Genomic DNA, 13,447 nt, shown 5'->3' with positions numbered 1-13,447 from the left:
GGCTCGCGGCGGCAATCGGCGCCCTGCGCGGACTAGAGGCCGGGGGCGGGGTGCTGGTCGACGTGGCGCTGGCGCGAATGGCTGCCGTCGCCGCCCTGAGTATCCGTAGGGCAGCTTCGTGAGTTTGCTGATCCGCAATGTCGAGATTGGCCGTGGACCGCTGCAGGATGTCCGGATCGAAGACGGTCGCATCGTCGGGATCGGGCATGACCTCGCGCGCGCCGGGCAGGAGTTGGACGGGCGGTGCGGTGCACTGATCCCGGGGCTCTGTGATCACCACATCCACCTGTTCGGACTGGCGGCTCTGGCAGATGCCGTGGCGCTGGACGGCGTAAGCGGCCCGTCCAGCTTTCAGGCGCGGATATCGGCAGCGCTAGCCTTACGGGGCGTGGGCGCCTGGGTTCGGGTGACGGGCTATCATGAGGCCATGGCCGGCGACCTGAGCCGCGAGGATCTGGATCGGCTGGCGCCGCGACACCGCCTGCGCGTCCAGCATCAAACAGGGTCGCTCTGGATACTGAACAGCCTGGCTTTGGAGAGCGTTGGCGGTGGAGCATCTCCACCCGGACTTGAACTGGATGGCCAAGGCCGCCCCACCGGGCGCCTGTGGCGGGAGGACGCCTGGCTGCGGGCGCGCATCGGCGCGGAGCCGCCGCGCCTCGCGCCGATCGGCAAAATGCTTTCGGCCTATGGGATCACCTCTGTCACCGACGCCAGCGTAACGACCGACGCAGACGCCGCCGGCCGCCTTGCCCAGGCCCACCGGACCGGAGACCTGCCGCAGCGTCTGACCTTGATGAGCGGGGGCGAACTGACGGCGCCGACCGATGCCGCCTTCTCACTCGGGCCGGTCAAGGTGCTGCTGGACGATCACGCCTTGCCGGAGTTCGACGACTTTCTGAACCGGATCACCAGCGCCCGGTCCTGGGGCCGAAACGTCGCTGTCCATTGCGTAACCGCCGCCGAACTGGCGCTTAGCCTGGCGGCGTTCGAGGCGGCAGGTTCCTTGCCGGGGGATCGGATCGAGCACGGCAGTGTTGTTCCGCGCGCGGCGATTGATCAGTTGCTGGCCCTGAAGCTCACCGTCGTCACCCAGTCCGCCTTCATTCGGGAGCGTGGCGACCGCTATCTCAACGAGGTCGACCCTGTCGATTTCGACGATCTCTACCGCTGCGCCAGTCTGCTGGCGGCGGGCGTGCCCGTGGCCGGGAGTTCGGATGCCCCATATGCATCGCCCGACCCCTGGCTGGGTATGGCGGCGGCCATGGATCGTCGCAGCCAGGGTGGCCGGCAACTTGGGGCAGGCGAGGTCGTCACTGGCCCAGCGGCCCTGGCGCTCTATCTCAATGAACCCGGGCGTCCCGGACGGGGCGACCGAATCATAAGGGTGGGCGATGCCGCAGACCTCTGTCTGCTGAAGCGGCCCCTCCACGAGGTCATGAATGCGCCTCGGGCCGATGGCGTGCGGGCGACCATTATTGACGGCCGACTAGAACATCTAGCTGGAACGGCGTGATATCCGGGTCGAGCCGACACGGGGCAACGATTCCTTATGTTCCCGCATCGCAACATCAACGTGATGCACGACTGAAGATAGTGCGCGGATCCCGGGATCTGGCGGTCAAGTCGCCAACACTGTCTTGCGCGGTAAGGAATTCCGGAAAGGCGCGGGCCGCGCAGTCGAATTTCGCTCGAAAGTCGCATGGTCGTCACATTTATCGACCGAAACGACACGCTTCGGTCATTTGTACTCTCCGGCGATCTGGCGCGATATCGGCTCGCCACTGACAAACTATTTCAGAACCAGCGCATTTCGTGACTTGCGTGCAGTGCAGCAAAAGGGCATAACGACTTTGCCCATTTGGGCGTTTCCTCCCTAATGACTTGGCCGCACCTCCGGGTGCGGCCTTTTTTTTGGCCGCACCCCGGCTCCGTCACCTTGCCAGATGCGTCAATGGGTCGCTTCTTTTGCGAACGCGCGTTGCGGTTGCTTGCGTTGCGCCGCGCAATGGTCGAATTAAAATCAAAAGGGGACGCGATGATTCAAGACCCGGAGTACAGTAGACGCTTGGCTCAAAACCTTCTGGAGCTGTTGTCTCCTTACGAGGAAGAGCTGATCCAGCTTGAGCGGGATACCCCGGCTTTTGCGCCCTTGCGGCGTGCGGTCGGGATCGTGATCGCCGAGGCGTGCTACACCATATCAGACAGGCCGGTCGCGCCGGATAGCCTTGTACCGCCGGTGGACGATCAGGCCGAGCAGACCCGGTAGATTTGTCCAAAACTCAGGAGACCTGTACCACATGGCGAACAAACCCGAGACCGTAGCGGATCCCATCGACGTCGCCGTTGGCGCGCGGATCCGTTTGTTGCGGAAAGTGCGGGGATTGTCGCAGCAAGCCCTGGCGGAGGCTGCCGGCGTGACATTCCAGCAGATCCAGAAATACGAGCGCGGCGCCAACCGCGTCAGCGCCTCGATGCTGACCCGTATCGCCAGGACACTCGATGTCCCGGTGGCCGAGATGTTCGGGGAATCCACTGCAAACAGCGGCGCCGTGGATGAAGTGGCCGCATTGCTGGCCGAACCAGGCGCGCTGGAACTGCTGAAGGCCTATGCCGTACTGCCCAAGGGTGTTTCGCGTTCCGCGCTGGTGGAGTTTGTCCGAAGCCTCCGTAGCCAACCGATCTGACAGCCTTGGCCCATCGAGCGATTGCCGCAGCAGCCCTCGCCGCCGGGCTGCTGGCCGGGTCACCGGCTTTCGGCGCGCAGCCAACTGCGGCTGAACGCAAGATGATCGCGGCCGTTGACGCTGACAGCGCCCGCAATGTGCGGTTCCTCGAGCAACTCGTGCTCGTCAATTCCGGCACCATGAACCTAAAGGGCGTGGAGCAGGTTGGCCGCTTGATGCGGCCCGGGTTCGAGGCGTTGGGTTTTCAGGTCCGATGGGTCCCGATGGCCCACACTGGACGTGCGGGTCACCTGATCGCGATGCACAAGGGATCAGGTCGCGGCAAACGCATCCTGCTGATCGGACACCTCGATACGGTCTTTGAGCCCGACAGTCCGTTCCAGGGGTGGAAGCGCACTGGCGACATCGTCGAAGGCCCCGGGGTCAGCGACATGAAGGGCGGAAACGTCATCATCCTGGCTGCCCTGCGCGCCATGCAGGCCGCGGGCACGCTGAAAGCCGCCGACATCACCGTGGTCCTGACCGGAGATGAAGAAAATCCGGGCTCGCCTCTCTCCGAAGCGCGCGCCGATCTGATCGCAGCAGGTCGCGCCAGTGACGTGGCGCTGGACTTCGAAACGCTGGCGCGGCGCGGTGGGCAGGATATGGGCTCCATTGCACGCCGATCTTCCACCTCCTGGACGATCCGGACATCGGCCAAGTCCGGCCATTCCTCAGGCGTCTGCAAACCGGGCGTGGGATGTGGCGCAATCTACGAACTGAGCCGAATCCTCGAGGCATTCCGCCAGGAGCTTCCCGAGCCGAACCTCACCTACAATGTTGGTCTGGTTCTAGGGGGATCCAGCGCCACGCTGAATGCGGTCGATACCGGAGGACAGGCGACTGGAAAGCCCAATGTCATCGCTTCGGACGCCCTGGCCCGCGGTGATATCCGCACATTGTCGCCCGAACAGGAGTCGCGGGTTCGGGCTCGGATGCAGGCGATCGTCGACCGCCATCTTGACCTGACCGATGCCTCGCTGGCCTTCTCGGACGACGGCTATCCGCCCATGGCGCCCACTGAGGGCAACAGGGCGCTGCTGGCCAGGCTCAATTCGGTCAACGTCACTCTGGGACTTGCCGAGATGCCCGCCGGTGATCCGGCCAACCGCGGGGCGGGTGATATCTCCTTTGTCGCCTTCATTGACGGTTTGGTGGGCCTGGGCATGGCCGGCGAGGGCAGCCACGCGCCCGGTGAGACCGCCGACCTGACCAGCCTTGACTGGCAGGCGAAACGTGCGGCGCTGCTGATCAGCCGGCTGGCCCGGGAGCCGCGCTAGATCACGTCGAGATTGGATCGACTCAATCCAATCTCGAAAAACGTGATCGCCCTCACATGCTTGGATCGGGTTGCTGGCGGAAAACCGGTTCCCGCTTTTCCCCAACCCGCTCTAGGCGCCCACCCCCAGCGCCGCCAGCGCCTTGTCCTTGATCGCCTTGTAGTCGACCTTCCCGTTGGGCGCGCGGGCGATGCTCTCGATCACCACGAGTTCGCGAGGCGCCTTGTATCCCGCCAATTGGGTCCGGACGTGGTCGGCGAGGTCGCTGAGCGTCGGTGTCGCGCCGGCTTCAGGCTCCACGACGGCGCAGATGCGTTCGCCGAACCGGGCGTCCGGCACTCCGACCACAACCGCATCACGGACACTGGCGTGACGTTTCAGCGCCTCTTCGACCTCCTCGGGGAAGACCTTCTCCCCGCCGGTGTTGATGCACACCGAGCCGCGGCCAAGCAGTTTCAGGGTGCCATCGGCGTTGACCTCCGCCCAGTCGCCCGGCACCGACCAACGGATACCTTCCATGATCCGGAACGTCTTCGCGCTCTTTTCGGGGTCCTTGTAGTAGCCCTGCGGCAGGAAGCCGCTCACCGCCACCAGCCCGCGCTCCCCAGACCCGGGCTCGACGCGCTGTCCGTCTTCGGTGAAGACCACACAGTTGGGGCCCAGCATGAAGGCCGCCGTTTGAACCTCGGCTCCCGGCGCGGAGGACGACGCGCCCAAGCCCACGGCCTCGGACGAGCCGAAGCTGTCCATGATCACCGCAGAGGTCACATGGCTCAGCAGGCCGCGCTTGTTCTCCTGGCTCCACATGGACCCGGACGAACTCATGGCCAGAACAGAGGAAAGGTCCCATCGGCCGGGGTTGGCGTCCAACGCCTCCAGCATGGGTGTCGAGAAAGCCAGGCCGACGATCACGATATTGGTGGCGCGAAGGCGCTCGGCCTCGTTCCACAGTTCGACCGCGCTGAACTTGCGGGATGGCAGACACGCGACCGTGCCGCCGTTGTTGAAGTTGATAAAGGCCGAGAACTGTCCCGTGCCGTGCATCAGGGGCGCGGCAATCAACGAAATGGGCTTCACGTCACCAGCCGCAGCGTGGCGGGCGATCAACTCGTCGATGGATTGGGCGGGCGGGATGCCCAGCGCGGCGTTGCCGCCGGCGCCGATCACCTGGAACAGGTCGTCCTGACGCCACATCACCCCTTTGGGCATGCCTGTGGTGCCGCCGGTGTAGAGGAGCAACAGATCGTCGCCGGACCGGCCCCAGGTAGCTTTTACGGGCCGAACAGCGGGCGTGGTCGCGACGATGGCGTCGTAGTCATCGGACCAGGCAGGAACCGGATGGCCGGGCTCGGCGACGGCTACCCAGGTCTTCACTTTCGGCAAGCGTGGGCGGATGACCTCGACCGTGTCCGCGAAGCTGGCGTGAAACACAACGGCCTCGGCATCGGCGTTGTCGAACAGATAGACCAGCTCCTCGGGTCCATAACGGTAGTTGGTGTTGACGGGCTCGAACCCGCCCTTGAATGCGGCGAAGTAGCTCTCGAGGTACTCGGGCCCATTGTAGAGATATCCAGCCACCTTGGACCGGTGACTCATCCCCCGTGCAATGAAGTGGGCCGCCAGCGCATCGGCCCGGGCGTCAAACTGGCCCCAGCTGATGGTTCGCTCCCCCAGGACCACGGCGGGGCGATCCGGTTGGGCCCTGGCGATGGCTTCCCAAACATCCGCGAACATCCATGCCATGGCAGTTCAGGCCTCCCAGCCGAAATCTCGTTGTTGCCCCTGAGTTGGCGGCCTGCCGCTGCGTCTGTCAAACCGGAACGGCGGTGGTGGACTTGATCTGCTCCATCGCAAACGCCGATGAGACATCCGACAGCGGCACAGCGGCGATAAGCCGCCGATAGAAGACATCGTAGGCCGCGATATCGCGCACCAGAACCTTCAACAGATAGTCGGTGTCTCCGGACAGTCGATAGAACTCCACCACCTCGGGCATGGCCGAGGCGGCGCTGGCGAAGGTGTCCAGCCACTCCTGATCGTGGCGGTTGGTCTTGACCGAAACAAAGACCGCCAGGCCAAGATTGAGCCTTGTGCGATCCAGCAAGGCTACCTTGCCCAGGATCACGCCGACGTCGGTCAGCCGCTTGATCCTTTTCCAGCACGGTGTTTGCGACAGGCCGACGATCTGGGCCAGCTCGGCGATCGGCATGGTGGCGTCACGCTGCAACTCCCGGAGTAGTCGCCGGTCGATCGAATCGAGAACAACATCCATGCCATCAGCCTCCAATGGAGTGGTGGGTTCTACAGCGTGGTCGTTCGCCAGTCAGGTCTTTCGCCGTACCTGTAGGCCGCCAGGGTCTACGGGCATGCCGTAGACCTGCATGTTGTGGCTGTGCGCCAGCTGGTGAAGCGCAAAAGCCGTCTGCATGGCGCCCACGCGCCCCTGGGCGTCCTCTGCGGCGTTAACCGCCTCCTTGGCCATCCGCAGGGCGAACATCGGTTTCGCGGCGATCCGGATCGCCAAGGCCAGGGTGTACTCGGACAGCTGGGCTGCCGGCACGACCTGGTTGACCATCCCCAATGCGCGCGCCTCCTCGGCGTCTAGCCAGTCGGCGGTAAACAGGAGCTCCTTGGCCTTCCTCGGTCCCATCTCCCAGGGGTGGGCGAAGTACTCGACGCCCGCCACGCCCATCCCCACGGTGTTGTCGCAGAAGGCGGCGTCATCGGCTGCGACAATCAGGTCGCAGGGCCAGGCCAACATCAGGCCGCCGGCGATGCACTTGCCCTGTACCTGCGCGATTGTGGGCTTTGGGATGTTTCGCCATCTCTCGGACAGGCGAGGTAAATCTCCTTCTCGCGCGCCATCCTCCCCTCGGCGCCGGCGCAGCCAAATCCACACCACGTACCAACCGGATCGAAGGGCGCCATCTGCTCGGCAATGGTCCCGCCCTCGCGAAGGTCGTGGCCCGAAGAAAAGTGCGGCCCGGCCGCCGCCAGGACAATGACCTTCACGTCGTCGTCGCGAGCCGCCTGATCAAAGGCGTCATTCAACGCATAGAGCAGGGAGGTATCCTGCGCATTGCGTCTCTCCGGCCTGTTGAGGACGATCCGTGCAACGTGCGGCGCTGGCGTTTCGAACAGAATTCCAAGTGTATCCGTCATGGCGTCTCTCCCGTCGTACGAAGCCATATCGCCTGTTCCCGGTCGGCCTGTCACCCGGCTGCACGACCTCAGAGGGACGAGCGTGGCGGTTATCCGAAGGGTCTGCGCATATCGGGTGGCGCGGCGCGCGCTGAGAGGTAGGATACGCCAAGCGACTCGGTTTCAGCGGCGCCCGCTGCAACCTCGCGACAACATCCAACCGGGGGAGCCCATGGCCACTGAAAAAAAGACGAACGCCCTGCAGAAGCCCTTGACGCCTTCGGCAGAACTGGCCGCCGTAGTTGGCGCAGGCCAGCTCTCGCGTGGCGAGACGGTCTCGAAGATTTGGGAATACATCAAGAAAAACAACCTCCAGGATCCTGCTAACAAGCGCGATATCCTGGCTGACGCCAAACTGAAGGCTGTTTTTGACGGCAAGGACAAGGTCAGCATGTTCGAGATGAACAAGCACCTGGCCCGGCACCTGAAATAGCAGCTGCCGCGGCAATGTGCCGTGGTGATGCCAAGACATTCGATTGGGACCTCGCGGGCTGATGGCTCCGCGAGGTTTCTTCGTGTTTGAGGCCTTGCACTTCACATGGCCACTCGCAACGCACATATGCTGCCCTCCCGGGCCGGAGCCATGCTGACAGAAATGCCGTGAAGTCACCGAGCCGAGCCATCATCCTCGCCGCCGGTCAGGGAAAGCGCCTGCTGCCCCTGACCGAGTCGAGGCCGAAGTGCCTGATCGAGATCGCCGGGCGTTCACTGCTTTCCTGGCAGCTTCTGAGATTGCAGGCCGCCGGTGTCGAAGAAGCCGTCATCGTGACTGGCTTTCGCGCCGAGGCTGTCGAGGCCGAGGTCGCCTCACTGGGGCTGACCATGGCGATCAGGCTGGTCTTCAACCCCTTCTACACCGTCTCGGACAACACCGCGTCCTGCTGGATTGTGCGGCATGAGTTTGACCGTGATGTGCTGGTCCTGAATGGAGACACCCTTTTCGGTCCCGGCGTAGCCGAGCGTCTGATGGGGGCGCCTGAAGCGGAGATCACCGTCACCATTGACCGGAAATCCTCCTACGACGCCGACGACATGAAGGTGTTGACGGAGAAAGGAAGCCTGCGTGCCATTGGCAAGTCGATTGAAGCCTATGATGCAGAATCGATTGGCTTTCTCCGCTTCTCAAGTGTCGGTGCAGCCCGGTTTGTCGCCGGTATTGATCGTGTCCTTCGGTCGCCCGAGGGCCTGCGCCGCTGGTATCTCAGCGTCATCGACGAACTGGCCCATGGCGGGGTCGAGGTCCGGGTCTGTTCGATCCAGGACCTGGAGTGGGGCGAGATGGACTTCCTGCAGGACGTTCAATCCCTGAACCGGCTCGCGGCGGGGTGGACCACACCCTGAGGCAAGCTCAGTCGCCCACGATCTGTCGCACGAGATCCAGGTCGGCGGCCTTGTCCACGTCTACCGAGGCCAGCCCATAGGAGGTTTGCACAATGGCTGCCGATACCGCGGCCATTTCGCCCAGCCTCCTGGCGGCGTCGCCCAGTTCCAGTCGTCCGGAGAGATACCGCAGCAGCATCCCGACACCCAGGATCTGCGCCATCCGCCAGGGTCGTTTGCGCTCCGCCTCGACCTTGCGCCAGAAGTCCACGATGCGCAGGGCGCGGTCATTGGCCAGGTAAAACAGGTTGCAGCCAGACCAGTGCCCGTCGGCCAGCTTCAACCAGGTCCGCCGGGTCCCTGGCGCCGCCACCTCAACGGTCGGCCGGGCGGCGACCAGGGCTGCTACATCTATCCCGGCCGGCACATCGGCCAGAAACTGCCGGATCCAGACCGCATCTAGAAGGGCGTGGTCAGCGGTCGTCACCAGCAGCGGCGTTCCCAATTCCCCGGCGCCGGCTGCAACGCTCAGGCTGGGTCCGGCGGCTTCATCCAGCGCCTCGACGCCAAGCCGAGCCATCTCGATGCGTACGTCCGGATGACTGGAGATCACCGCGATCCGCCCGGCGCCGGCTGCGCGCAAGGCAGCGACTACCCGCGCCAGCAATGTATCGCCGCCCAGCACGATCAGCGCCTTGTGGCTCACGCCCGCATACGCGGCGACAGGGTCCGTTCCGCCGCGGGACCCTGCCAGCACCAACGCCCGAAAGCCGCTCAAACCAGCGCCTTCTGGTAGAGCCGGTAGGTCTTGTAGACCTTCGCTCCGCCCGCATCACAGATCCGGCGCATCGGCAAATTGTCCTCCAACACCCAGGACAACTCATAGCGTTCGTAGCCCAGTCGCCTTGCTGCCTGGGCGATGGCGTCAATCAACAGGAATGGAAGAAGCCGGCCACGGAGGGATCCTGCGGCCTTCCGCTTCACGCCCATCAAGGGCACGCGTCCCGACTTCAACCCTTTGAATTTTAGCCGCCAGATCAGCTTGGCCCAGCCGAACGGGAACAGCTTGCCCTTCAGGTCGGCGATAGCCTCATTGATGTTTGGAAGCAGGATCATAAAGCCCACAGTTTCGCCGTCCATTTCAGCGAACCAGGTGAGGCGCTTGTCGATCAGCAGTTTCAGGGTCGCGGCCAGCGCCTTTGTCTCGGCCTCGGTCGTCGGTGTGAAGCCCCAGTTGCCCGACCAGGCGTCGTTCAGAATACCCGTAAGGGTATCCACCTCAGCTTCAAATCGGCTCATGTCGAGCATGCGCAGGGTCACGCCCGGTGGCGGCCCTTTCCGGATCCGACGCAGGATCGGCGCTGGCAGATCATCGTTCACGCTGCAGATGTAGGCGAATATGTCCTTGGCCCTGGCGTAGCCCTGTTCTTCAATCCGATGGGGCGCATGCGCGGTATCGTGGCTCATCATGAACATCGGGGGATGTTCAGCCCCCTCGACCAGCAGCCCGACTTCTTCGTTGGTGGACAGGTTTACCGGTCCGAGTGCGGCGCGGCACCCGCGGCTTCGCAGCCAGGCCTCGGCGGCGCCGAACAGGGCCGCGAAGACGGCGGAATCATTCTCCGCGGCGATCATGCCGAAATTGCCAATTCCCTCGGCGGTCTGAGGGTTCAAGGCATCAATCTGTGCGCTGATGCGGCCGACATCGCGTCCTGCCTTCACAGCCAGCCAGAACTGCACCTCAGCGTGGGCAAAAAAGGGATTGCCCTTGGCCGTCAGGGATTCCTGGCGCTCGAATATGAGCGGCGCCACATAGTTGGGATCGCCGGCGCCCAGCCGCATTGGAACGCGGATGAAGCGATCCAGCTCAGCCGCCGTCGCGACAGGAATGACCCGGATGTCGTCGCGTTCCTCCCCCGACGCCATCACCCCTCCAGATAGATCAGAGCGGTAATCCCGAGCGCGGAGAACATTGCTGGCGCGGCCCACGCCGCAAGGATCGCGGGCGCCGCTCCGTTCTCACCCAAGGCGGTGAACGCGCCGTCAAACACCAGGAACAACAGCCCGCCTGCCAAGCACTGCACCAGCAACGTCGCCCCGCCACCCCTGAAATTGGCCATCGAAGCCGGAGCCGCCAGCAAAAGCATCACGATACAGGCGAATGGCGCCGCCCAGGCGCGCTGAAGCTGGGTTTCATAGTAGGTGCGCGGGCGCATCGAAAGTCCGCCCGCAAGCGCTCGGCTGGCCTCCTGTGGTGTAACCAGGGTCTGACCGGCCGCCATGGCCCGTACATCGGCGGGCTGCAGGTCTTGTGTCCAGTCCATCGTATTGGCGGACCCTTGCGAGACTGTCTTGATCCCCAGGGTCTCGAACCTGGGTTTGATCAGGGTCCAACGGCCTGCTTCCCAGACCGCCGTCGGCGCCGTTGTGCGCTCGACCAGGCGACCGGCCTGATCCCGGCGATAGATAATCACGGACTCAAGGCTACGGCCGTCGGGATCGCGTGGCAGGGCCACCACCACCTCATTGGCCAACCTGAATGTCACTGGGGTGATCTTCTTTGAAGCGTCTTGTGGCGCGCTGGCCTGCCACCAGGCGCTCAGCATCTGGTCGGTGCGAGGGGCTATCACCATCCCGATCGCCAGCTGTACAAGCGCCAGGGCAAGCACAGCCGGCAGGGCCATCAACGTGATCCTGTAAGCGGAGATACCGGTCGACCTCAAAGCGGTTACGGCGCTTTCGCCGGCCAGTTTTCCAAATGCGAACAAGCACCCCGCCAAAACCGCCAGTGGGGCCGCCTGTTCGATCAGGCGAGGCGCCCTCAGCATGGCGTAGTAGGCAACGCCGCCGGCTCCGAGGTTGCGATCCAGGATCTGCGTTGTGACCTCCAGAAGATCGATGATCTGGAGAACACCCGTCAGCACGGCCAGTGCCGCCAGCACCCGGGAGCCCATGAGTTTCAGAAGGTAGGTCGGGAGCGTCATGCTGCGCTCACGACGGTCGGTTTAGGTCGGAAGCGGCCGATCACGCTAGAGACATACTCCAGCGCCCGCCCGACCGGCGTATCCCCGGGTCGCTTGCGACTTGTTGCGAAGACGATGACGGCGATCACGGCGAATGCAAGAAAGGGTCCGCCAACCGCCAGTTCAGCAGAAATGCGACCCGTCGCCGCCAGACCCTGACCCAGCTGTACGGCGTGGAAGAACGCCAGCAACAGAACTCCCCCGACGATCATCCCGGGCGCCCGCCCGCTACGTTTGGCCGAAAGTCCAAGCGGTAGACCCAGAAGGGTCAGCAAGGGCAGAACCAGGGCCTTGGCAAGCCTCCCGTAGAGTTCACCCTTCAAGGCTTCGCGCGGAATTGTGGAATTGTCCGCCCTTGCCTGATCGGCCAACTCGAACAGCGTCAGTTCCCGTTCATCGCCTCCCCGCGCCCGCAAAAGGCGCGCCGGACCCGTCAATGGCAGTTGCATGGTGAAGCGCTTGAAACTCAGGACTTCGGGCTGTCCCGCCGAATTGAAGCGCAATTGCTGGCCATCGCTCAGGTCCAGACGGACTGTCTTGCCGTCGGCCATGCGACGAACCTCCGCCATGCTAGCGGTGGTGATTTCTTCCTGACCTTTTTCCGTGGTCCGCCGGATCAGGATATGGGTCAGTTTCTGGCCTGCTCCATCGGCGTCATCGGCAGTGACGGTCAGGCTCCTCGAAGGTGTCAGGATGGTCTCCGCAGGCACCAGTCCGTTCCAGCCCGCGTTTTGCGCCGAGTGCAGGACGGCGCGGTAGGCGTAACGGCTGTAGGGCTGCAGGAAGCCGAACACCACCAGGCTGACCGCCGCCAGCGCTGCTGCCAGGCAGAGGTAGGGGGCCGCAAGCCGCGTGAGTGAAACACCCGCCGCCAAGAGGGCGTCCACCTCAGAGGCCTGGTTCAACCGGTTCACCACCACAAGCAGGGCCAGAAAGAAGGCTGCCGGCAAGGTCAGACCGATGTAGTGGGGCACAAGATTGACCGCCAGCTGGGCGACAAACCCGAACCGGTCATTGGAAGCCGCCAGCATATCCAGGAGACGCAACGTCCGCTCGAGCAACAGCGCGATCATGGTTACGCCCATCGCCCCGATCATGGGCCAGAACGACATGCGCAGCAGGTAGCGGTCGATGAGACTCAAGCGGGGCCCCGGTTCGCGGCGATCATGACCGCCAGAGGGCGGAAAACTCTGCGGCCAGAGCCGCCGCTTCGTCCTCGCCCAGAGCGACGTGAGACGCAAGAGCCGGCGAACCGGGCCAACCTGCATCCACGAACGGACGCTCCTTGTAAATGCGCTCACCCTGATAGCGTGGCAACACATGGAAGTGGACGTCCGGATCAACCATCATCAGCATCAGGTAGTTGATGCGCTCGAAGGCGACAGTGTGACGAAGCAACGCCTCAATCCCGTCAACAGCTCGTTTCATATCGGCGAATGCGGCCACGCTCAGGTCAGAGAACACCTTGGCGTCTTCCTTGCAGACCAGCACCAAGGCGCCGTAGGTCGGCTGTTGGGGTCTTACCAGAACCAGCCAATGGTCGGTTTCGGCGACCCGAGTCCTGGGATAACCGAACTTGAAGGCCGTGGCGTTTGTCACGATATGTCCAGAGCCTCCAGCCCGTCCCGATTACGGATCATAGGGAACCCATCTTGAGCATGAAAGTCAGAACCGGCGCCGTCGCCCTCGCCGCCTGTCTGGGAATGGCTGCGCCAACCTATGCCGAGGAGGTATGTGAGGGGCCGCGCGGGTCCGCTACGACCAAGCTTTCGATCCAGACCACCGGGGTTCGCTCATCCAAGGGGGAGGTCGCTTTCACCGTTTACCCGGACGACAAGCGGCGATTTCTGGCCAAGGGCGGGAAGTACGCGCGGATCCGCGTCAAGGCCGTCCAGGC

15 protein-coding genes and 1 pseudogene are annotated in these 13,447 nt (G+C 63.8%); 7 read left to right on the top strand and 9 right to left on the bottom strand.

Annotated features, from left to right (window positions below):
• Nucleotides 1-118: 118 nt before the first annotated feature.
• The 4 genes from ACIQ3B_RS16305 (at nucleotide 119) to ACIQ3B_RS16290 (ending at nucleotide 4,006) form a co-directional block, all read left to right on the top strand.
• Nucleotides 119-1,516 (top strand): amidohydrolase family protein, encoded by a 1,398-nt coding sequence (locus ACIQ3B_RS16305; RefSeq protein ID WP_397404425.1) that lies wholly within the window; start codon nucleotides 119-121, stop codon nucleotides 1,514-1,516.
• A 438-nt stretch (nucleotides 1,517-1,954) separates the two neighbouring features.
• Entirely contained in the window at nucleotides 1,955-2,269 is a 315-nt protein-coding gene (locus ACIQ3B_RS16300; RefSeq protein WP_397404423.1) for a hypothetical protein, read from the top strand.
• A 31-nt stretch (nucleotides 2,270-2,300) separates the two neighbouring features.
• Entirely contained in the window at nucleotides 2,301-2,687 is a 387-nt protein-coding gene (locus ACIQ3B_RS16295) for a helix-turn-helix domain-containing protein (RefSeq protein ID WP_397404421.1), read from the top strand.
• 5 nt (nucleotides 2,688-2,692) lie between these two features.
• Nucleotides 2,693-4,006, top strand: coding sequence for a M20/M25/M40 family metallo-hydrolase (locus ACIQ3B_RS16290; RefSeq protein WP_397404419.1), 1,314 nt, complete (start codon nucleotides 2,693-2,695; stop codon nucleotides 4,004-4,006).
• Between the two features lie 111 nt (nucleotides 4,007-4,117).
• Here ACIQ3B_RS16290 and ACIQ3B_RS16285 read toward each other — a convergent pair whose 3' ends face one another.
• The 4 genes from ACIQ3B_RS16285 to ACIQ3B_RS16270 all read right to left on the bottom strand — a co-directional run bounded on the left by ACIQ3B_RS16285 (nucleotide 4,118) and on the right by ACIQ3B_RS16270 (nucleotide 7,168).
• Entirely contained in the window at nucleotides 4,118-5,749 is a 1,632-nt protein-coding gene (locus tag ACIQ3B_RS16285; RefSeq protein ID WP_397404417.1) for an acyl-CoA synthetase, read from the bottom strand.
• A gap of 67 nt (nucleotides 5,750-5,816) precedes the next feature.
• Nucleotides 5,817-6,278, bottom strand: coding sequence for an Lrp/AsnC family transcriptional regulator (locus ACIQ3B_RS16280; RefSeq protein WP_397404415.1), 462 nt, complete (start codon nucleotides 6,276-6,278; stop codon nucleotides 5,817-5,819).
• 51 nt (nucleotides 6,279-6,329) lie between these two features.
• On the bottom strand, nucleotides 6,330-6,806 hold the full coding sequence (locus ACIQ3B_RS16275; protein ID WP_397404427.1) for an enoyl-CoA hydratase-related protein: 477 nt from the start codon (nucleotides 6,804-6,806) through the stop codon (nucleotides 6,330-6,332).
• Entirely contained in the window at nucleotides 6,767-7,168 is a 402-nt protein-coding gene (locus ACIQ3B_RS16270; RefSeq protein ID WP_397404413.1) for an enoyl-CoA hydratase-related protein, read from the bottom strand. The genes ACIQ3B_RS16275 and ACIQ3B_RS16270 overlap by 40 nt, the downstream gene beginning before the upstream one ends.
• A gap of 211 nt (nucleotides 7,169-7,379) precedes the next feature.
• Between ACIQ3B_RS16270 and ACIQ3B_RS16265 the strand changes: the two genes are divergently transcribed.
• Both ACIQ3B_RS16265 and ACIQ3B_RS16260 read left to right on the top strand, forming a co-directional pair.
• Nucleotides 7,380-7,640, top strand: a complete 261-nt coding sequence (locus ACIQ3B_RS16265) for an SWIB/MDM2 domain-containing protein (RefSeq protein WP_397404411.1) — start codon at nucleotides 7,380-7,382, stop codon at nucleotides 7,638-7,640.
• A gap of 167 nt (nucleotides 7,641-7,807) precedes the next feature.
• Nucleotides 7,808-8,548: a sugar phosphate nucleotidyltransferase gene (locus ACIQ3B_RS16260; RefSeq protein ID WP_397404409.1), complete on the top strand. Its 741-nt coding sequence runs from the start codon at nucleotides 7,808-7,810 to the stop codon at nucleotides 8,546-8,548.
• Nucleotides 8,549-8,555: 7 nt separating this feature from the next.
• Here ACIQ3B_RS16260 and ACIQ3B_RS16255 read toward each other — a convergent pair whose 3' ends face one another.
• The 5 genes from ACIQ3B_RS16255 to ACIQ3B_RS16235 are packed head-to-tail and all read right to left on the bottom strand — an operon-like array spanning nucleotide 8,556 to nucleotide 13,149.
• Nucleotides 8,556-9,305, bottom strand: a complete 750-nt coding sequence (locus ACIQ3B_RS16255) for an NTP transferase domain-containing protein (protein ID WP_397404407.1) — start codon at nucleotides 9,303-9,305, stop codon at nucleotides 8,556-8,558.
• Nucleotides 9,302-10,453 carry a dATP pyrophosphohydrolase gene (locus ACIQ3B_RS16250; protein WP_397404405.1) on the bottom strand — a complete coding sequence of 384 codons (1,152 nt, stop codon included), beginning with the start codon at nucleotides 10,451-10,453 and terminating at the stop codon, nucleotides 9,302-9,304. Before ACIQ3B_RS16250 ends, ACIQ3B_RS16255 begins: the two co-directional genes overlap by 4 nt.
• Entirely contained in the window at nucleotides 10,453-11,511 is a 1,059-nt protein-coding gene (locus tag ACIQ3B_RS16245) for an LptF/LptG family permease (RefSeq protein ID WP_397404403.1), read from the bottom strand. Before ACIQ3B_RS16245 ends, ACIQ3B_RS16250 begins: the two co-directional genes overlap by 1 nt.
• Nucleotides 11,508-12,692 (bottom strand): LptF/LptG family permease, encoded by a 1,185-nt coding sequence (locus tag ACIQ3B_RS16240; RefSeq protein ID WP_397404401.1) that lies wholly within the window; start codon nucleotides 12,690-12,692, stop codon nucleotides 11,508-11,510. The genes ACIQ3B_RS16245 and ACIQ3B_RS16240 overlap by 4 nt, the downstream gene beginning before the upstream one ends.
• A gap of 22 nt (nucleotides 12,693-12,714) precedes the next feature.
• Nucleotides 12,715-13,149, bottom strand: a complete 435-nt coding sequence (locus tag ACIQ3B_RS16235) for an HIT family protein (protein ID WP_397404399.1) — start codon at nucleotides 13,147-13,149, stop codon at nucleotides 12,715-12,717.
• 59 nt (nucleotides 13,150-13,208) lie between these two features.
• Between ACIQ3B_RS16235 and ACIQ3B_RS16230 the strand changes: the two are divergent.
• Nucleotides 13,209-13,447: pseudogene (locus ACIQ3B_RS16230) on the top strand (hypothetical protein); the annotation flags it as partial.

This window comes from Phenylobacterium sp., assembly GCF_044358365.1.
Lineage (GTDB): Bacteria > Pseudomonadota > Alphaproteobacteria > Caulobacterales > Caulobacteraceae > Phenylobacterium.
This window is presented reverse-complemented; position numbering and strand designations above follow the sequence as displayed.